Origin of the sequence: Mucilaginibacter terrae (genome assembly GCF_042679325.1) — a bacterium.
Lineage (GTDB): Bacteria > Bacteroidota > Bacteroidia > Sphingobacteriales > Sphingobacteriaceae > Mucilaginibacter > Mucilaginibacter terrae.
Genome location: NZ_JBHTMJ010000011.1, coordinates 170,284 through 188,998, shown reverse-complemented (window position 1 = coordinate 188,998; position 18,715 = coordinate 170,284). Strand labels below are relative to the sequence as shown.

The 18,715-nt window shown below is 41.1% G+C and carries 19 protein-coding genes; 9 read left to right on the top strand and 10 right to left on the bottom strand.

The features are described 5' to 3' along the window. Positions 1–7: 7 nt before the first annotated feature. Together ACFQ3S_RS10425 and ACFQ3S_RS10420 are read right to left on the bottom strand one after the other, a co-directional pair. Positions 8–463 carry a protein-disulfide reductase DsbD N-terminal domain-containing protein gene (locus ACFQ3S_RS10425; RefSeq protein WP_377164064.1) on the bottom strand — a complete coding sequence of 152 codons (456 nt, stop codon included), beginning with the start codon at positions 461–463 and terminating at the stop codon, positions 8–10. Between the two features lie 6 nt (positions 464–469). After that, positions 470–1,240, bottom strand: a complete 771-nt coding sequence (locus ACFQ3S_RS10420; RefSeq protein ID WP_377164062.1) for a biotin--[acetyl-CoA-carboxylase] ligase — start codon at positions 1,238–1,240, stop codon at positions 470–472. A gap of 59 nt (positions 1,241–1,299) precedes the next feature. Here ACFQ3S_RS10420 and rsfS point away from each other — a divergent pair, with 59 nt between their 5' ends. The 3 genes from rsfS to ACFQ3S_RS10405 all read left to right on the top strand — a co-directional run bounded on the left by rsfS (position 1,300) and on the right by ACFQ3S_RS10405 (position 4,537). Next, on the top strand, positions 1,300–1,674 hold the full coding sequence (gene rsfS / locus ACFQ3S_RS10415) for a ribosome silencing factor (RefSeq protein WP_377164060.1): 375 nt from the start codon (positions 1,300–1,302) through the stop codon (positions 1,672–1,674). Between the two features lie 68 nt (positions 1,675–1,742). Beyond that, a complete protein-coding gene (gene ftsH, locus ACFQ3S_RS10410; RefSeq protein WP_377164058.1) occupies positions 1,743–3,839 on the top strand; it encodes an ATP-dependent zinc metalloprotease FtsH in 2,097 nt (698 codons plus the stop codon). A 53-nt stretch (positions 3,840–3,892) separates the two neighbouring features. Continuing rightward, positions 3,893–4,537 (top strand): LutC/YkgG family protein, encoded by a 645-nt coding sequence (locus tag ACFQ3S_RS10405; RefSeq protein WP_377164056.1) that lies wholly within the window; start codon positions 3,893–3,895, stop codon positions 4,535–4,537. A gap of 9 nt (positions 4,538–4,546) precedes the next feature. Here ACFQ3S_RS10405 and ACFQ3S_RS10400 read toward each other — a convergent pair whose 3' ends face one another. The 3 genes from ACFQ3S_RS10400 to ACFQ3S_RS10390 all read right to left on the bottom strand — a co-directional run bounded on the left by ACFQ3S_RS10400 (position 4,547) and on the right by ACFQ3S_RS10390 (position 7,848). Beyond that, positions 4,547–5,023: a hypothetical protein gene (locus ACFQ3S_RS10400; RefSeq protein WP_377164054.1), complete on the bottom strand. Its 477-nt coding sequence runs from the start codon at positions 5,021–5,023 to the stop codon at positions 4,547–4,549. 75 nt (positions 5,024–5,098) lie between these two features. Beyond that, positions 5,099–6,637, bottom strand: a complete 1,539-nt coding sequence (locus tag ACFQ3S_RS10395) for a SulP family inorganic anion transporter (protein ID WP_377164052.1) — start codon at positions 6,635–6,637, stop codon at positions 5,099–5,101. A gap of 101 nt (positions 6,638–6,738) precedes the next feature. Then, positions 6,739–7,848, bottom strand: a complete 1,110-nt coding sequence (locus ACFQ3S_RS10390) for a metallophosphoesterase (RefSeq protein ID WP_377164050.1) — start codon at positions 7,846–7,848, stop codon at positions 6,739–6,741. A gap of 171 nt (positions 7,849–8,019) precedes the next feature. On the opposite strand from ACFQ3S_RS10390, the gene ACFQ3S_RS10385 reads away from it, so the two are divergent. Next, positions 8,020–8,226: a YtxH domain-containing protein gene (locus ACFQ3S_RS10385; protein ID WP_377164048.1), complete on the top strand. Its 207-nt coding sequence runs from the start codon at positions 8,020–8,022 to the stop codon at positions 8,224–8,226. Positions 8,227–8,792: 566 nt separating this feature from the next. Here the strand turns inward: ACFQ3S_RS10385 and ACFQ3S_RS10380 are convergent. After that, a complete protein-coding gene (locus ACFQ3S_RS10380; protein ID WP_377164045.1) occupies positions 8,793–9,584 on the bottom strand; it encodes a DUF1835 domain-containing protein in 792 nt (263 codons plus the stop codon). Between the two features lie 123 nt (positions 9,585–9,707). On the opposite strand from ACFQ3S_RS10380, the gene ACFQ3S_RS10375 reads away from it, so the two are divergent. The 3 genes from ACFQ3S_RS10375 (at position 9,708) to ACFQ3S_RS10365 (ending at position 12,761) form a co-directional block, all read left to right on the top strand. Beyond that, on the top strand, positions 9,708–11,456 hold the full coding sequence (locus ACFQ3S_RS10375) for a M14 family zinc carboxypeptidase (RefSeq protein WP_377164043.1): 1,749 nt from the start codon (positions 9,708–9,710) through the stop codon (positions 11,454–11,456). A gap of 3 nt (positions 11,457–11,459) precedes the next feature. Then, positions 11,460–12,071: a rhomboid family intramembrane serine protease gene (locus ACFQ3S_RS10370; protein WP_377164041.1), complete on the top strand. Its 612-nt coding sequence runs from the start codon at positions 11,460–11,462 to the stop codon at positions 12,069–12,071. Between the two features lie 159 nt (positions 12,072–12,230). Beyond that, positions 12,231–12,761, top strand: coding sequence for an REP-associated tyrosine transposase (locus ACFQ3S_RS10365; RefSeq protein WP_377164039.1), 531 nt, complete (start codon positions 12,231–12,233; stop codon positions 12,759–12,761). 134 nt (positions 12,762–12,895) lie between these two features. On the opposite strand, the gene ACFQ3S_RS10360 is transcribed toward ACFQ3S_RS10365, so the two are convergent. Further along, positions 12,896–13,885 (bottom strand): hypothetical protein, encoded by a 990-nt coding sequence (locus ACFQ3S_RS10360; protein WP_377164037.1) that lies wholly within the window; start codon positions 13,883–13,885, stop codon positions 12,896–12,898. Between the two features lie 89 nt (positions 13,886–13,974). Here ACFQ3S_RS10360 and ACFQ3S_RS10355 point away from each other — a divergent pair, with 89 nt between their 5' ends. Next, a complete protein-coding gene (locus ACFQ3S_RS10355; RefSeq protein ID WP_377164035.1) occupies positions 13,975–15,015 on the top strand; it encodes a dipeptide epimerase in 1,041 nt (346 codons plus the stop codon). A gap of 70 nt (positions 15,016–15,085) precedes the next feature. Here ACFQ3S_RS10355 and ACFQ3S_RS10350 read toward each other — a convergent pair whose 3' ends face one another. Further along, the gene (locus ACFQ3S_RS10350; RefSeq protein ID WP_377164033.1) at positions 15,086–15,955 is read right to left on the bottom strand and encodes a hypothetical protein; all 870 of its coding nucleotides are present in this window, start codon (positions 15,953–15,955) and stop codon (positions 15,086–15,088) included. Between the two features lie 62 nt (positions 15,956–16,017). On the opposite strand from ACFQ3S_RS10350, the gene ACFQ3S_RS10345 reads away from it, so the two are divergent. Next, positions 16,018–16,587, top strand: a complete 570-nt coding sequence (locus ACFQ3S_RS10345; RefSeq protein WP_377164031.1) for a thiamine diphosphokinase — start codon at positions 16,018–16,020, stop codon at positions 16,585–16,587. A 102-nt stretch (positions 16,588–16,689) separates the two neighbouring features. Here the strand turns inward: ACFQ3S_RS10345 and ACFQ3S_RS10340 are convergent, their stop codons facing one another. Beyond that, positions 16,690–17,442, bottom strand: a complete 753-nt coding sequence (locus ACFQ3S_RS10340; RefSeq protein WP_377164029.1) for a LytR/AlgR family response regulator transcription factor — start codon at positions 17,440–17,442, stop codon at positions 16,690–16,692. Between the two features lie 57 nt (positions 17,443–17,499). Next, positions 17,500–18,573 (bottom strand): sensor histidine kinase, encoded by a 1,074-nt coding sequence (locus tag ACFQ3S_RS10335; RefSeq protein WP_377164027.1) that lies wholly within the window; start codon positions 18,571–18,573, stop codon positions 17,500–17,502. Positions 18,574–18,715: the final 142 nt, after the last annotated feature.

The window sequence follows — 18,715 nt, the reverse complement described above, 5'->3', positions numbered from 1 at the left end:
CAGTTGCTTATTTAACCGGTACGGCTACATTAAATTCAACCTCGTCGGGCGGCAAGCATTTACGGTCGTTACAGGTCATATACTCTACTTTGCCTTTTACAATTACAGCACCCGCAGCCTTTAACTTAACCTTTTGTTGAAAAATAACCGAGTTTTCGAAATAGCTTACATTCATTTTAAACACCTCCTCGTATTTAACAATGGCTTTAGGCTCGGCCGGCTTGCCAATAACTGTGTAATTTTTAGCCGGTGAAAAGATAAAATTAGTAGCAATAGGGCCGCCATCTTTTACGTTTTGCGAGTAGATGTGCCAGCCGGGTTCAATAGTTGCTTTAACCAATACTACCGCTTCGGTAGGGCTTACTCTTTTTGCAGCATAGCTCCATCTAACAGGAGCATCTATTTGTGCAAAGGCTGCTGCCGTAAACATCAGGGCAACTATCATTAACCATATTTTCTTCATATCCTATTAATTGTTTAAAAATTCAATTTCCTTTAAATTGTATGCTACCAGTACTTCATTGTTTTTTACCAGCAATTGACCGGTAAGGTTTATACCGGTTATAATGCCTTCAAATATAATATCCTGTGCTTTAAAACGGCCCTGGATATTTAACCGATACAACGCCTTTAAATATGCTGCCTGTATCTGACTGTAATTGCCGTCTTTTAGTTTAATGTACCAGTATTGTATATGCCTGCAAATCTCTAATAATAATGTTTTTAAATCATAATCTGTATGTAACATTTGCTTTAAAGATACCGCATTGGATACCCAGTGAGGAAACTCGCTTTGATTAATATTTAAGCCAATACCGATAATTGAATTTCGAATGACTTTACCCTGCACCTGGTTTTCTATTAATATGCCACCTAATTTACAATTACCAATAAAAATGTCATTAGGCCACTTAATTTTAAGTTGTGCACCAACTAACGTTTGCAAAGCATCGTATATCCCTAAACTTATGGTACAGGTAAGTATAAATTGTTGCGAAACAGGTATAAATTCCGGCTTTAACAGTATGCTGAATGTAAGGCTTTCGCCCACCGAGCTATACCATTTATTTTGCTGCTGCCCCCGGCCTGCTACCTGGCTTTCTGCCATAATGACCGTTCCTTCGGGTACTGGCTCATTATTTGCCAGCATATTCTTAAGGAATGTATTTGTTGAGTCAACTTCTTTCAGGGTAAGTAAATTTTGTCCAACAATTAATCCCGAAAAAGTGTTATTTTGCAAAGTATATATATCTAAGTAATAATTAATACATTCAAATCGTTCAAAATTAAAGGTTTTTAATGATAAAAAACAAAGCGTTAAATGAATCATCGTACCTCACTGAATTAGCTATACATGGTATTCAGGAAAAAAAAGGTAATGATATAGTGAGATTAGACCTACGAAACCTAAAAAGCTCGATATCCGATTATTTTGTAATATGCCATGCCGACTCCAGCACACAAGTAAAAGCCATTGCCAACAGTATTGAAGATGAAATTTTTAAGGCTACCGGGCAAGACCCCTGGCGCAAAGAGGGCCTGGAGCACGCGGAGTGGATACTGCTGGATTATATCGACGTAGTAGTTCATGTATTTAAAACTGACAAAAGAGAATTTTACGGCGTAGAAGATTTGTGGGGAGATGCCGAAATTAAATACTATAAAAGCGCCTGACCATCTGCTTTTTTTGAATGTGTACTTTAATAATTTAAAGATGGTTAATATATGAAGCTTCAAATAAGATGAAAGATAATAATAGTAATACAGATAAGCCAAAGTCGTTCCGTAGGGTTCCTAATAGAAAAATCACCCCTAAACCGCCCAAGTTTAATTTTATGTGGTTGTACGCCATTGTAATTTTGGCCTTATTGGTGGTACCTTATATTTTGGGTGGCAGCGGTGGTAAAAAAATTGATTTTAATCCGCAATTTGTAAATATGCTTAAAAGCGGTGATGTTGAAAAAGTATCGGCATATAAGGATGGCGATCGTATTATCGCAGAAGTTTATATTAAAAAAGATAGTTTAGTTAAACCTCAATATTCTTCATTAAAAAACCAGCGTTCGTTCAATATGAACACCGCTAACCCGCAATTTTATTTTACTGATGCTACTTTAGAAAGCATGAAGCAATCCATCCTAAATGCCGAAAAAGACATGCCGGATGCAGCCAAAATACCTATACAGTTTGACCAGCGAGATAGTTTACTCTCAAACTGGTTGGTACAAGGCATTATTATGCTGGTGTTATTTGCCGGTTTATGGTTATTTATTATGCGCCGTATGAGTGGTGGTGCAGGAGGCGGCCCCGGCGGTCAAATCTTCAATATAGGTAAATCTAAAGCAACACTTTTTGACAAGGAAGCCCAGGTAAACGTAACGTTTAACGATGTAGCCGGTTTACAAGAAGCCAAAGAGGAAGTGATGGAAATTGTAGATTTCCTAAAAAACCCTAAAAAATATACTAACCTGGGTGGTAAAATTCCTAAAGGCGCTTTGCTGGTGGGTTCGCCGGGTACTGGTAAAACTTTAATGGCCAAAGCCGTTGCCGGCGAAGCTCAAGTCCCTTTCTTCTCCCTTTCGGGTTCCGATTTTGTGGAGATGTTTGTGGGTGTAGGAGCATCACGTGTGCGTGATTTGTTCAAACAGGCTAAAGATAAAGCACCTTGTATCATTTTTATTGATGAGATAGACGCCATTGGACGTGCCCGTGGTAAAAACAATATTGTAGGCGGTAACGATGAGCGCGAAAACACCCTTAACCAGTTACTGGTAGAGATGGATGGTTTCGGTACCGATTCGGGTATTATTATCCTGGCCGCTACCAACCGCCCCGATGTATTGGATTCTGCCTTGTTGCGTCCGGGTCGTTTTGATCGTCAGATTTCTATTGATAAGCCCGATTTGATTGGCCGGGAGCAGATCTTTAAAGTACACTTAGGTCCGTTGAAATTGGCCGAAGGTGTGGATGCCAAAAAACTATCGGCTCAAACCCCTGGTTTTGCCGGTGCCGAAATTGCCAATGTTTGTAACGAGGCTGCTTTGATAGCTGCCCGTAGAGATAAGGTAGCAGTTGATATGCAGGATTTTCAGGATGCTATTGACCGTGTAATTGGTGGTTTAGAGAAAAAGAACAAGATCATCTCTCCCGAAGAAAAACGCATTGTGGCTTACCACGAAGCCGGTCATGCCATATCGGGCTGGTTCCTGGAGCATGCCGACCCATTGGTTAAAGTGTCTATTGTTCCGCGTGGTGTTGCCGCTTTAGGTTATGCCCAATATTTACCCAGGGAACAGTTTTTACACACTACCGAGCAGTTAATGGACGAGATGGTAGTGAGTATGGGTGGCCGTGTGGCTGAAGATATTGTTTTTGGCCGTATATCAACCGGTGCGTTGAGCGATTTAGAGCGTATTACCAAACTGGCCTATGCCATGGTGAAGATCTATGGAATGAATAGTAAGGTAGGTAACGTATCGTTTTACGATCCGCAGGGCGAATATCAGTTTAACAAGCCCTATTCCGACACCACTGCCGAACTAATTGACGAGGAAGTACGTAAACTCATTGAAAGTGTGTACGAACGTACTAAAGTATTGCTGATTGAAAAACGTGCAGGACTGGAATTATTGGCTACTAAATTGTTGGAAAAAGAAGTATTGTTTCAACAGGATTTGGTTGAGCTGTTAGGTGAACGCCCTTTTGACAACCGTACCACTTACGATAAATTTGTGAATGGTGAAGCTGCTTTAAACCCCGAGGTAGATAATAATGCTATCCCCGAGAGCGTAACCAATCCCGAAACTGCCCGTATTGATAGCAGTACGCCAAACAATTAATATAATATATTTATAACTGAAGCCACTATGCAAATAGTGGCTTTATTTTTTGAATGAAAGATAATACCACCGCCAAAGAGCGAATGCTGAAAAAGGTGCGTAAGGCCTTGTTAGAGCACCGTGATAACCCGTACCCCAACCAGGAAGACTTGCCGCTATACGCCACACCTGGTGAGGGCGAAATTTTAGAGGTGATATTTGCCGAGGAGTTACTGGCCGTATCGGGTCAGTTCGTGTTTTGCGAAGATGAGATACAGTTCATCGAATCGTTATTGAACTTAGCCGAGGAGCGCGAGTGGCATAAAATATATTGCTGGGAACACGCGCTTCAAAAAATGCTGGACCAGTACGAATATCCGTACTACAAAACCGATAAAGATTTTGAACAGGCAGAAGTTGGCTTTACCCTGTGCGAAGCACTTGTTGCACGCAACGGTAGTATTATGCTCAGCAATGCAAGCATGGCTGGCCGCAGGTTGAGTATCTATCCTCCGGTACACATTGTGTTGGCTTATACCTCACAATTGGTACTCGATCTTAAAGACGGTTTTAAACTGCTAAGCGATAAGTATGGCAAACGCCTGCCCAGCATGATCACCACCGTTACCGGCCCCAGCCGCACAGCCGATATTGAAAAAACGCTGGTATTGGGTGCGCATGGGCCTAAAGAGTTATTTGTGTTTTTACTGGACGGATAAGTGGATATATTATTTATAATAGGCTTTAGCCTCTGTATCCATTGAAGTTATATCGGCTTTATAAGGCTGTTTACCAGGTTCAAAAAGATAAATATTACCGAGACCTTTTATAGTATCTATACGCATTAAAAAAGGTTTTTTATCAACAGCTGTAAATTGAATAAACTTTTTGCCTTTAGAATTTAATATCGGCAATTTTATCTTTTCCAGTTGCTCAATGGATGTAGCTATATAAAAGTTGTGATCATCAGCTACAGTGTAAAAAGCCTCTTCCCCCATTTTTATTTTCAATCGCTCAATAGTTAAGCTATCCGGCTGATATATCACAGCAGACTTACTATTTATCATCAATGTATCCTCATTCAGGCTATCTTTCTTTGTAGCAATTGTATTGCTTTGACTCTTCGGCTCAACAGGCTTAATATTAACTTTTTGAGGTAGCTTTTCCGTTTTCCTATCGCAGGAAATCAATAAAATCAAACTCACTATATATAATTGCAAATCCCTTTCATGATAATTTAAATACTTGAGGTTATGAAATATAACTCGTATAACCAGAACTTATTTGCCATCAACCACCCTATATTGCGGGTCTTTCAAAATATTTACTTCAATTATATCAGCAGCATTGTTGAGCAGTATTTTACAATCGGCACTGAGGTGTGTAAGCTGTAACTTTTTCCCTGCCTTATGGTAACGTTCGGTCAGTTTGTTTAATACATCAATGGCCGACATATCGGCAACGCGACTATCTTTGAAATCAACAATAACTTCCTGCGGATCACCCTGCACATCAAATTTATCATTAAACGCCGTTACCGATCCAAAAAAAAGCGGACCGTATATCTCATAATGCTTAACGCCATTACCATCAATATATTTTTTTGCCCTGATGCGCTTGGCACTTTCCCAGGCAAACACCAGCGCCGAAATTATTACACCAATTAATACGGCAAGCGCCAGGTTATGCAGCCATACCGTAATTAGTGCTACTAAGATCCCCACAAATATATCCTGTTTTGGCATCTTGTTTATGATGCGGAAACTTGCCCACTCAAAAGTACCAATAGCTACCATAATCATTACGCCGGTTAATGCCGCCATGGGTACCCGTTCAATAATAGGTGAGCCAAATAAAATAATAACCAAGATGGTTAAAGCCGCAATAATTCCCGATAACCTGGCCCTTGCCCCGGCCGATAAATTAACAAATGTTTGCGCTATCATCGGGCAACCGCCCATGCCTGTAAAAAATCCGTTTAAAATATTGGCTGTTCCCTGTGCTATACACTCACGGTTGCTACTGCCACGGGTAGCTGTCATTTCATCTACTAAATTTAGGGTAAGCAATCCTTCGGTTAAACCTACCCCAGCCATAATTAAGGCGTAAGGAAAAATCAGTTTTAAGGTATCTAAACTGAAAAGAATGGCCGGTATGTGAAATAATGGAAACCCGCCGCTAACCGCTGCAATGTCTTTAACAGTTTTAGTATGGATACCGAAACCCAACACAATCAAAAACACTACAATAATAGCCACTAATGATGGCGGTACAGCTTTAGTGATCTTAGGAAAAACAAAAACAATGGCTATGGTTAAAGCCACTAAGCCCCCCATAATAAGTAACGGCGTACCGCTTAGCCAAGTGGTGTGTCCATTAACCACAGTTTTAAACTGCTCTAACTGTGCCATAAAAATAATTACTGCTAAACCATTTACAAAGCCGTACATCACCGGCTGCGGTACAAGCCTAATGAACTTACCTAACTTAAACAGACCCACTATAATTTGAAATACGCCAGCTAAAGCAACTGCGGCAAACACATACTCAATACCGTGCGATTTCATAAGGGCTATCAATACCACAACCGTAGCACCCGCCCCACCCGAAATTAGTCCAGGTCTGCCGCCCAATATAGCCGTAACCAAACCCATAATAAAGGCCGCATACAAACCTACCAATGGTGGAAAGCCGGCCAATATAGCGAAGGATAAAGATTCGGGCATCATGGTCATGGCCACGGTTAAACCGGCCAAAACCTCATTTTTATAATTTATTTTTTGAGAAAAATCGAACAGACGTAGTGAAAAACTTGTCATAATATTACTGGAGGATACTATCGCCGTAAGGCAAAAGCTATGTTGAAGGTTATCAAACTAAAACAACCGCCTTTAACGCAAAAATACAAAAAGCAGCCATACTATTGCGGAATCTCCGCTAAGCCGCTCAATACCTCTTCCAAACTGCTTTCTTCCAGTACAAATCTTTGGGGTTCCCCGGTTTGTTTATATTCCCATTTAATCAGCCGCATGCAACCGCCCGAAATTTCAATACCGGTAATGTCGCCATCATTAAAACAGCAGCAACCTGTATTAAAATACGATGGCCGGTAACCCGGAAAGGTAAACTTATCTTCACCTTTTATTACAAGTTTACTGATCTGTTTTTGCAGATCTTTCACCAGCGCAGCACTATTATTTTTTTCAGCTTTTTCCAGCTCAATATACAACCGTTCTAAATGCGTTAACGAACCAAATACCGGCTGGTGGGTATGTCCCGTAATTAACAGCAAATTACTTTGGCTACTGCTCCACTGGTACATTATTTGATTATGCAATGTTTTTTGATGATCATTAGTGGCCGGCGTATTAGGGTTAACTTGAAGGTAAGCCTGCAATGGGCCCCATATATTGGATACGAACCATTTGCTAAACCAATTGCCGTCGCTTTGCAGATCTCCCTGGTGCCCGTGGGTGAGGTATATGCTGAGTGGCTTGTTGTTAACTTGGGTTTGCAGAATAACACCTTCGTATATTTTAACGGTTTGCCCATATAGTTGCTGTAGCATAAGGCGGGCCAGCGGGTCGTTGTCCCAATACAGGTCGTGGTTCCCGAATATCTTGATGAAGGCATTATTGTTTAAAAATAGTTTCTCTTTGATAAAGGTGGCCTTGTTATGTTTCATTACAGATAGTACACCGTTCTTCCAAAGCTCTTCACTATCGCCCAGGTTGATGTAATGGTATTGCTGCTGGTAATAATAATCGAGCGCGGTTAAATAATTTTTTTCGGATACTGCAAAATCATCCGCATAGTTGCGAGTACCTTTGTGCTGGTCTGAGAGGATAATAAACTTATCTGTTGCTGAATCAAAAGGAATGATTAGGCCCTTTTTCCCCGGATTGGTGATCAATGAATTATAAAGCCCAGTTAATGCGGTATAAACCCGTACAGCATCGGGCCTCGAGGAGTATTTGTTAGCTAAACGTATAACCGGTTGTTTAAACCATTTTTGCAGCAAGCGGCGCATGAGTATTTAACACCAATTATAAATCTTTGTGTTTTGTAAATATCCGCCGCTTTTTAATATTGTCCTAAAATGCTAATAAATACGAAACCGATAATGCCCGTATAACATTGGCATTAAACTTGTAGATGTACAGTGATATAACAAATAGTAAATAATTAAACTATAAATACAATGGGCTTATTAAAATGGGCAGTATTAGGTGCAGCAGCAGCCTATGGCATTCAACACATCACTAAGAAACGCGTTGAAGACGGCAAATCAATTATTGATGACTGGAACGAACAAGCACCAGAATGGATTGAAAAAGCAAAGCAATACACTGAAGATGCAGTAAATAAAGTGAGTAACCGTGTAGAGCCGCAAGAAAATTATCAATAAAATAAATGTATATAAATAACAAGAGGCATTCAAATTTGGATGCCTCTTGTTATTTAAGGGCTTTTATTAAACCCGTAGGCGCTCAAAGCATCCTTTGGTTTTATGAGCAGACCTGTTCGAAATTAAGCCGGAAGTGCTACTTTTTCCCTTAATTGAAATAACTCGAGCCCAACGTGTGTTTGCCATCATAATTAAACGGGTACCGGTTTGCTGCATTAATAAAGTACCAGTATGCAGAATTGTACTGTTTATGATAATAATAAATAGTGCCTGTCCAATAATTAGCTTAAGTACTTTGCGGGTCTATTTTTAAAATGACATTATACCGGGCTAATACCTCTGTTATTTTTTAGGCCATTCACAAAGATTTAATATAAACGAAACGAGCCTGAAGAGCATAAGCCTAATGCCAAAGACTTTTTGATGCCGCCCTCACCTACAACAAAATTATAACATTAGCTTGGGTTATAGGGGCACCATTTACAACGAAAGATGCCCCTATATTTAGTGAAGTACTGGTTTTAAAACGACAGGTTTTATGGATTGTTTTATTGGTTAAATAATTTTTACTCATTAATTAACTTTATCAACAACTTATCCTCTAAACGCTTTAAATAAATATCCAGTTCGGCATCACCCATACCATAAATGGGAGCTTCGCTCCAAAATGATTGATAAAGACCATTACGGGTGGCGATACCATTTTGATAAAATTGGAGCAGTTTCTGCTCTATAAAATTCAACCCACCACTACTTACTTGCAGACGTTTTACCTGCGCCTCTAAAGCTGGTTTCAACAGGTGTAAGCTTCCCCAAAAAGGTGTGGCATCTATCCATTGCTGCAACGCTTCCGCATCAAATTGGATGTATGTTTTCCAGGCTTCAGTAGCTATAATAAAATCGTATTCGGTTAGGTGCAAGCGGGTATCGTACAGGTCTTCCAGCTGATCGCCGTTAAGCTGACCCATGCCTTTAAAGTTTTCTACCCCAGGGAAGCTATCCGGGCAAATGAGGTACAATGCCGGTGCGGTTAGGTTTACTTCCTGTTTCAGCAATTGCATTACACCCAACAGATTGACCTGGCAATGCAAATCAAACTCAAACCACAGGTTGATCTCCTCATAAGGTTCATTCAGCTTCTCTAATTCGAGCAATACATTTTCCTGGTAGCTGCCTGCGGCATCTTCAAAAGCATTACTAATCCAATTGGCACGGCGGGTCCAAAAATCTGCATCCAAACGAACGCTTAATGGTCCTTCCGAAAACACTTCCCGCCATACCAGCACCTCACCATCGAGCCCGGTTTGGTTAAAGCCAGTTAAAGTTGCATCGCCGTTGAGAATATGTAATTGGTTCATTTGTTCACTGGTTAATTAGTTCTAATGCGCTATATCCTGCTTTGTTTGTTTTTTATAAATGTTTTGGCAACTACTTAACTACTCACCACTCAACTACTCACTATTCACTATCTTAGCTGCCGTATGAAAAAACTGCTGTTTCTCTTCAGTTTGGGCTTAGCGGCAAGCACTGCCTTTGCCCAGCTTACCCCTTTCGAACTAAGTAAAGATAAAAATTATACGGCTACTTATGCCGAAGTAATGGCTTATTACCCTAAACTGGTGAAGCAGTACCCGCAACAGGTTAGGCTGTTTAATTATGGTATAACCGATGCAGGCAAGCCTTTAACGCTGGTGGTAGTGTCTAAAGACGGCGTTTTTGACCCGGCTAAAATTAAGCAGCAAAACAAGCGGGTAATTTTAATTAATAACGGCATACACCCCGGCGAACCCGAAGGTATTGATGCCAGTATGATGCTGGTGCGCGACCTGTTGAAGAAGAATCAGTTACCGAAAGATGTGGTGGTGTGCTTTATTGCCGTTTATAATATTGATGGCAGTTTGAACAGAGGCGTATCGCGCATTAGCCAAAACGGGCCGCGGGCTTACGGTTTCAGAGGAAACTATCGTAACCTGGATTTGAACCGTGATTTCATTAAAGCCGATAGCCGAAACGCGCTGGCCTTTATGCAAATCCTTAATACCTGGAACCCGGATATTTTCTTAGATAATCATGCCAGCAACGGTGCCGATTACCAGTACGTAATGACACTGATTGAGACGCAGAAAGACAAGCAGCACCCCATACTGGCCGAATATACAGCCAAAATGCTATCGCCCGAATTATATAAACGGATGGAGAAAAGCGGCTTTGAGATGGTGCCTTATGTGGAAAGCCTGAAACGCACACCCGATTCGGGCATTGTGGCTTTTATAGAAACACCGCGCTTTTCTACCGGTTACACCGTACAGCATAACATCATCAGCTATGTAACCGAAACCCACATGCTGAAACCATATGATAAAAAGGTACACGCCACTTATGACTTTATGCAGCACTTAATTAACATTTGTCAGCGTGATGCTCAGCAAATTGGTGAACTTATTTTGCGTACCAACCAACAGGTTAAGCAGCAAAAAACCTACGCACTGAATTGGGCACTGGATGACCAAAAGTTCGACATGATCCCATTTAAAGGATACGAGGCCGGTTACAAACCCAGCGATATCAGCGGACTGCCTCGTTTATACTACGACCGCAACAAACCCTACACTAAAAACATTAAATACTTTAACACTTACAAGGCCAGCTTAACCGCCGATAAACCGTTGGCTTATGTTATTCCGCAGGCCTGGGGTAAAATAATAGATCTGTTTAAGCTGAACAAGGTAGCCATGCGCCGCTTGAAGCACGACACCACCCTCACCCTGCAAACCTATTACATAGCCGATTATAAAACTGGCACCCGCCCCTACGAAGGCCATTACCTGCACAATTCGGTCACGTTAAAAACGGTGGATAACAATAAGGTTAAATTTTATGAGGGCGATTATGTGGTATATACGAACCAGGCCATTAACCGTTATATTGTGGAAACACTGGAACCACAGGCGGTAGACTCGTTTTTTACCTGGAACTTCTTTGATTCGATGTTGAGCCAAAAGGAACACTATTCGGATTATATGTTTGAAGACATAGCCTTTGATTACTTAAAAAAACACCCCGAATTGCAAAAACTGTTGGATGACGAAAAAACTAAAAACCCGCAGCTGACTAAAAGCGCCGGTGCCCAATTAGAATTCATCTATCGCAATTCACCTTTTTACGAACAAACTTACCTGCGCTACCCCGTAGGCCGCTTACTCACTACTACACCACTCGATCTGCAATAAAACATGGAACAGTTTTTAACCTTGGCCCCGGTAGCCTCTATCATATTTGTCATCACCATTATTATTTCACTGCTTGCTTTTTCTAACGAAAACTTACGCGGCGAACTTATGCTGCACCCTTACAGTGTTGCCAAAGGCGAAAAGCTGTGGACGATAATCACCAGCGGTTTCATCCATAATGATTGGGCGCATTTGCTCTTCAACATGTTTACCTATTTTTTCTTTGCCTTTCAGCTCGAAGCTATTATTGGTCATTGGCAATTTGGGCTGTTATATATGGCCAGTTTAATTTTAAGTGACCTGCCTACCATTGGCAAGCACAAAGAAGATTACTGGTATCGTAGCCTGGGGGCATCGGGTGCTATAAGCGCCGTGCTGTTTAGTTATATTTTATTCAATCCAAAAACGCTTATTTATATATTTCCTATCCCATTTGGTATTTGGGCTATAGCATACGGCGTATTGTTTTTAATTTATAGCGCCTACGCTTCCAAGCAATCGCGCGATACCATTAACCACGATGCTCACTTTTTTGGTGCGCTAAGCGGCCTTATGATCACTATATTGCTGGATCATAGTGCAGTTTCCACTTTTATAAGGCAGTTAGGATTGTAAGTGTGTCGGCCGGAGGCCGGGTAATAACTCACACTCGGCTGGAGCCAAGCGTGGGTAGACTCTTTTCAACCTAACATAAAGAAACTGCCGCCGCTCGGCTCCAGCCGAGTGGCAACTATTCAGCGGCCTCCGGCCGCCGTATCTTAAAACCTAAACCACATGTCTGAATTTAGAAAAGCCAATACATACCGTCCTTTCTTTGTCACGTTAAGTGTTGTTGGCTGGATAGATGTTTTTACCCGTGCCGAATACTGTGAAGAGGTCATTAAAAACCTGGAATACTGCCGTAAGCATAAGGGATTAAAGATATATGCTTATTGTATAATGAGCAGCCATATCCATTTAATTGTCGCACATGATGAGTCCAGGCTACCCAACATTATCCGCGACTTTAAAAGTTTTACTGCTAAGCAAATCATTCATAGCATTATTAATAATCCAACGGAAAGCCGTAAAGAGTGGCTATTGTATTTGTTTAAGTTTTTTGCCGCTCAACAAAGTCAAAACAGCGAATACCAGTTTTGGCAAAAAACTATTCACCCAACCGAACTTATTACAGCTCCTGTTTTTGAGCAAAAAGTAGATTATATTCACCATAACCCAGTTGCTGCCGGATTAGTTACCGAAGCAACTACCTATAAATATAGTAGTGCTTGTTTTGATTCCCCTTTAGTGGTGGATGAGAGTTAAGAAGCGGGGCGGCCGGAGGCCGGGTAATAACTCACACTCGGCTGGAGCCGAGCGTGGGCATTAGACTTAAACGCCGCCGCTCGGCTCCAGCCGAGTGGCAACTATTCTGCGGCCTCTGGCCGCCGTAGAAATCGTTAAAGCGGCAATTCCAATTTATCAGCTTCAATCTTTTGCCCATCTTTACCAAGCAAAAAGCTCATCGGCTGCTCAGGGTCTTTAATGATTTCGAACAACAAGTAACCCCACTTCTTCCAAAAGTTTTCAAGCACCTGTCCGTAGGTTTTATTTTGCCATTCGTCAAAAACCGGTCGGCCGCTGGTGCCACGCAGGGGGTTAGCTTCCATAAATATATCGTCGCCTACGGGTAAAATATCATACTCGGGCAGGCGGTTAAATAAAAATGCCGAATAGAACACCTTGGCATTAAACTCTTCAAACTGAATAGGGTGTAGGATGTCGTTCTTCACCTGGTCATAGATCTCCTGGTGATAGCGACCGTTAGCGGCATTATCCTGCAAGCAGATGATCAGTCCAAAATCCTGGATACGTAACGAAAAAGTAAGCGTGTTAATTTCATCGCGGTAGGCAAATTCGTTTTCAGCGTTGTTCACTTTAAACAGGAAAAGGCTAAACGGCGTAAACCCGTCGAAAACCACAGGTTTATTAAGGCTTTGCAGCATCATATGCAGGTGACTAAACTTGTGAATCAGCCCTTGCGATACACTGAACTGTTCGCCCTGGGCATGCTGTTGTTTAATCCCGGCCTGTAGTTCGTTAAAAATAATACCGAACAATAATTTGCCAGCCCATTGAAATAATTTAAGCGGCACTAACTGCTTTACCGCCTCGTAGCCTTGAGTAAAGGCAGTTTCGATTTCATTTTCTAAAGGCGTTATATAGGTATTGTTAACAGCTGTTGCACAAGGCAATTTTAAATCTTTGTAACCAATATAACTTTCGTCGAGCAACTTAATCACCTTGTTTTCCAACTGGTAACGGCTCATAAGCCACGCCGGAAAAACCTGGATCTTTTCTTCTTCGGTAGTTAAAGTTTCCCCGGTTAAAAAGCAGTTGCGGTTGCTGAAATTAAAACGGGTAAACGGGTTATAAAGAGTTTCCGGCATGGGGCAAAGATAAGCACCTCACCTAAATCCTCTCCAAAGGAGAGGACTTTAATCATCATTAATAAGTAATTTCATTAGTTTTGGTACACATGAAATTAACGTTTACCCCTTTCGAGCTTCAATTAAAGCATCGCTTTACTATCGCTAAATTTTCCCGCACGGCTACGCCGCTTATGCTGGTGCAACTGGAACACGAAGGCCACATAGGTTATGGTGAGGCATCAATGGTGCCTTACATGGGCGAGAGCGTGGAAACGGCTACCGATTTTTTGAATAAAATTGACGTAAATGAATTAAAGTATCGCTTCAACTATGCCGAGATCATGGCTTACCTCGACAGTTTAGCACCAGATAACCCTGCCATAAAAGCAGCCATAGATATTGCCTTGCACGATCTGGAAGGCAAGTTACTTAACCAGCCCTGCTGGCAATTATTGGGAAGTAATCCTGAATTAATGCCTGTAACCAGCTATACCATTGGTATTGATACGCCCGAAATATTTGCTCAAAAGGTACACGACGCTGCCGGCTACAAAGCCATTAAAATAAAGCTGGGTAGCGACAATGATAAAAAGCTGATTGAAACTGTGCGGTCTATAACCCAGGTTCCCCTTTATGTAGACGCCAATCAGGGCTGGAGCAACCGCGAGCAAAGCCTCGACCTGATCTACTGGCTGTACGAACAAGGAGTACAACTAATAGAACAACCCATGGTCAAAACCGATCCTGACAGTAATGCCTGGCTTACTGCGCGCAGTCCTATTCCTATTGTGGGCGATGAGGCCGTACAGCGTTTGGCCGATGTAGAACGTGCCTCCGGCGTATATCATGGTATAAACATTAAGCTCATGAAATCGGCCGGAATGTATGAAGCGAAGCTAATGATAGATAAAGCCCGGCAATTAGGCTTAAAAATACTGATAGGCTGCATGAGTGAAACCAGCTGCGCCACCCTGGCTGCGGCAGCCCTTGCCCCGCAATGCGATTGGGCCGATTTGGACGGACCATTACTCACGAGCAATAACCCTTTCAATATACCAGATATGGAAGATGGGAAATGGGTATTGATTGATATGGCTGGATTGGGATTGGTTGATATGGAGCATTCGTTTAACAATATAGTTTTGTAAACGGGTTGCTAAAACAAGCTTAATGTTTTTAATACAACTAAGCCATTTATGAATTGTGGGGGCTTTCCAGCTAAGAAACCCTTCTGATTAAAGAACTTATCCATTTCTTCATCTTCTTAAAAATATCCTCTTTTCTGGGCTTGGCCTTACCGTCGTGTGTGAGCTGATTTTGGTAATGATTAAGCAATTCGGTGGAGAAAGCCTGCTCTTTAGGGCCTGCTTGTTGTAGTAGTGCTATATAGGGCAATATGTTATTTTGCAACATGCTATTGCCCGATATAGTGTGGTACTCGCTCCTCATGGACTGCGGCTCGTTCTTATTAATGGCAGCCTGACCATTTTGAGCAAAATAATCAATATGGTAAATTTCGGGGTTGAGCTTTTTAAGACGTTGGGTACCACGGCGCTCATTACGCCAGGGGTGTTCGCCTTTATACAATTGTTGAATTAAGAAAGCCTTGTTCCATACCGTAACCTGGTGCGACATTAAATAACCCGAAGCCTGGTTATTAAGCAATGCCACATTAAAACCTTCTATATATAAAGGTGTAGGCTGGGTGTTGTAAATGTCGGCACTATCTAATTTCACCTGGTTATATTTATTTTGCTCTATAACATTAAACAATTGGTTAAAAAACGTGCTGCTGACCGGCTTGTTCAACCACATATCTTCTTGAAAATATACCACATACTTTTCGGTAATTATATGCTCCAACAAATAGCGTAGCCTGTCGGCCCATTCACCCTTGCCCGATTTGATGTTTTTAAACTGAGGGATATCCACAGTTAACTCTTCTGTGGCGAAGTAGTAATTACAGCGTGTGTTAAAATCCCAGTATTGGTGAAAGAAGTAACTGAAGCCTTCATACAAAAAGCGGTACCGGTCGCAGGTGTGCACCAGTAAAGCAACATTGCAGGGTTGGGTATCGTTATAATTCATTCTATCTTTGGTTACAAACATAGCACTTGCCGGGTTAAAGCCCTAAAGTAACCTTTATAATTATGTCGTCTCATCATATTGTACGCGAAAAACAGGAGCCGGCCTTACTCGTATTAGGGTTGGCTCATTTTACCGATGACGAATTGGGCCAGCTTTTGGAGTGGAGCCCTACACTTATCACTTCTCCAGTATTAGCCGAACAACTGGCCGTTTACGGTATTAAGATAGACTATGTAGTGGCCGATAATGCTGGCGATATAAACCAATCAGATGTAAAATTAATCTCTTCTTATAAACAGCCACTATTACAAGCCGCGTTAAATCATTTGGTTTCACAAGGCTATCCAGCTGTAAATGTAGTGACCGATGAACTGGATTTGTTTGTATATGAACAGTATGCTACGCAGATCAACCTTGTGATTTTTTATAACCGGCAAAAGATCTACGCCATCAATTCGGCTTTTAGCAAGTGGAAACCGGCAGGAGAAATTATCCGAATCCTCACCCCCGATGTAGTTATTGAAACTGAAGGACTGAAACAACTATCTCCGCAAGAATATCAAACCGCAAGTGACGGTTTTTTCAATTTAACGTTTAATGAAACAGCGATATTTATTTCTGAAGAACAGTAAAGGAGAAAGTCTTGAGTCAAGAGTCCATAGTGGGAAATACACAGGAAAATAGTCAAAAGTATAAAATCTGTATTCTTGGTTCTGTACTCTTGACTCCTCCCACTATATATCAAACCGTTCCCTCAATGCTTCGCTATTAGAGCGGCTGGACGTAAGTTTGCTACCCGAGGTATTATTCATAATAAATACCAGCGCACCATTAAAGCCTTTGCGTATTTCTTTTATACATTCGGTATTAATAATGGTACTGCGGTGAATGCGTACAAAACGTTCGGGCAGTTTTTCTTCGAGGCCGGTAATCGTAAAATCGGTCAGATGTTTTTTGCCATCGCTGGTATGTAAAAAAACGTATTTCTCTTCGGCCTCTATAAAAACAATATCGTCCAGTTTAATCAGAAGGATTTTATCACCAATTTTTACGGTGAGTGTTTTAATATCTTTTTTCACCATGAGTTGCTTTATCAAAGCTTCGAGAGGTAATACGGCCGTAGGCTGCTGCATACTTTGCTGTAGTTTTTTAACCGTTTTTTCCAAACGCTCTGTTTCAACAGGCTTTAGCAGGTAATCTATCGTTTCTTCTTCAAAGGCCTTAATAGCGTATTGATCGTACGCGGTAGTAAAAACAACTTTGGGTTGATGCTGTAACCTGCTCAGCATTTCAAAACCATTGAGCATGGGCATCTCAATATCTAAAAATATAAGCTCAGGCTTTAACAGTTCGACCTGTTCCAGTCCATCGGCACCGTTAACCGCTTCGCCAATAATTTCAAATTCTTCAAAATTCTTTAGCAGGCGTTTAAGACGCTGGCGAGCCAGCTGTTCATCATCTATAATTAAGGTTTTCCAGGTTTTCATAGTTAGTTGATTGATTGCCGGGGGGATATGCATGTATTATATAAAGGTAAAAATTCCTTATAAAGCCAGAGAATTTGCAGGCAAGCTAATGTAAATGTGTTTGTGCGGTGTATTAATCAGTTGCATTTCATAATCATCGCCGTAAAGTAAGTTTAACTTATCATAGGTGCTTTGCATGCCGTAGCCCATGTTCAGTTCATCGGGGAAAGGGCTGCCATTATCGGCCACCTCAATAACAAGCCGATGGTTTTGCTGGCGCAGGTTAATATTGAGCGTACCGTTTTGTGCCGTGTGATTAAGGCCATGTTTAAGGGCGTTCTCTACCAGGGGCTGTATTAAGAAACGTGGAATTGACTTGTTTAATAAACTATTGTCTATAGATGAATTAAAAGTTATACGATCCCCAAAACGCACTTTTTCAATAGCGAGGTAAGTGTTCACAATCTCCATTTCATCTTTCACCAAAGCCATATTCTCCTGCTGCGAGTTAATGCTGTACCTGAAAAGTTTAGAAAGTTTCAATGTCATGTCTTCAGCTTTATCGGCATCTTCATGTATGAGGCTGGCAATAGAGTTTAGTGAATTATACAAAAAGTGTGGATTGATCTTAGATTGCAGGGTTTGCAGTTCGGCCTGTGTTTTGAGCTGTTTAATACGTACCAAATCCAGTTCCTTTTCTTTTAGCCGGGCGTTCATAGTGGCTTTTTGAGAATTGTAAAAGTAGATAATCGTTCCTACGATCAGTACAACAACAAACGTAAATTTATAATCGCTAAAGTGGGCCAACGGCACATACGAGGTTCTAAAAATAAGCGATACTATCATGTACGATACTTCGATACCTATCAGCATACCCAGCAAGTTACATCCGTAATACACTAATATAAATTGCCACAAATTAACCTTCTGAGGTTTTAAAAAACGCTGGTATAAAAATACGCTGTTGGTTATGCTTAATGAAATCACCATACTAAACAGCATATTAAGTAATACTCCCTTTAACGAAAGCAGCCGATCATTAAAAGCCGATTGAATTACGGAGATGATGACACCAACACCAATCCCTATTAAGGCATTTTGCTTGTTAATCCTAAAAAATGTGCCGCTAAAATATTTGTATTCCCCCTTCATGTAAAGCAAATCTGCTGAAAACTAAACATACAAATAAATAAATTTAGATGAATGGTTGATATTAAATGATGAATGGTGTTACGAAAAAACACTAAAAATTAACTTATTTTTATTGTTTATACACTTTCAATTTAAAAAAAGC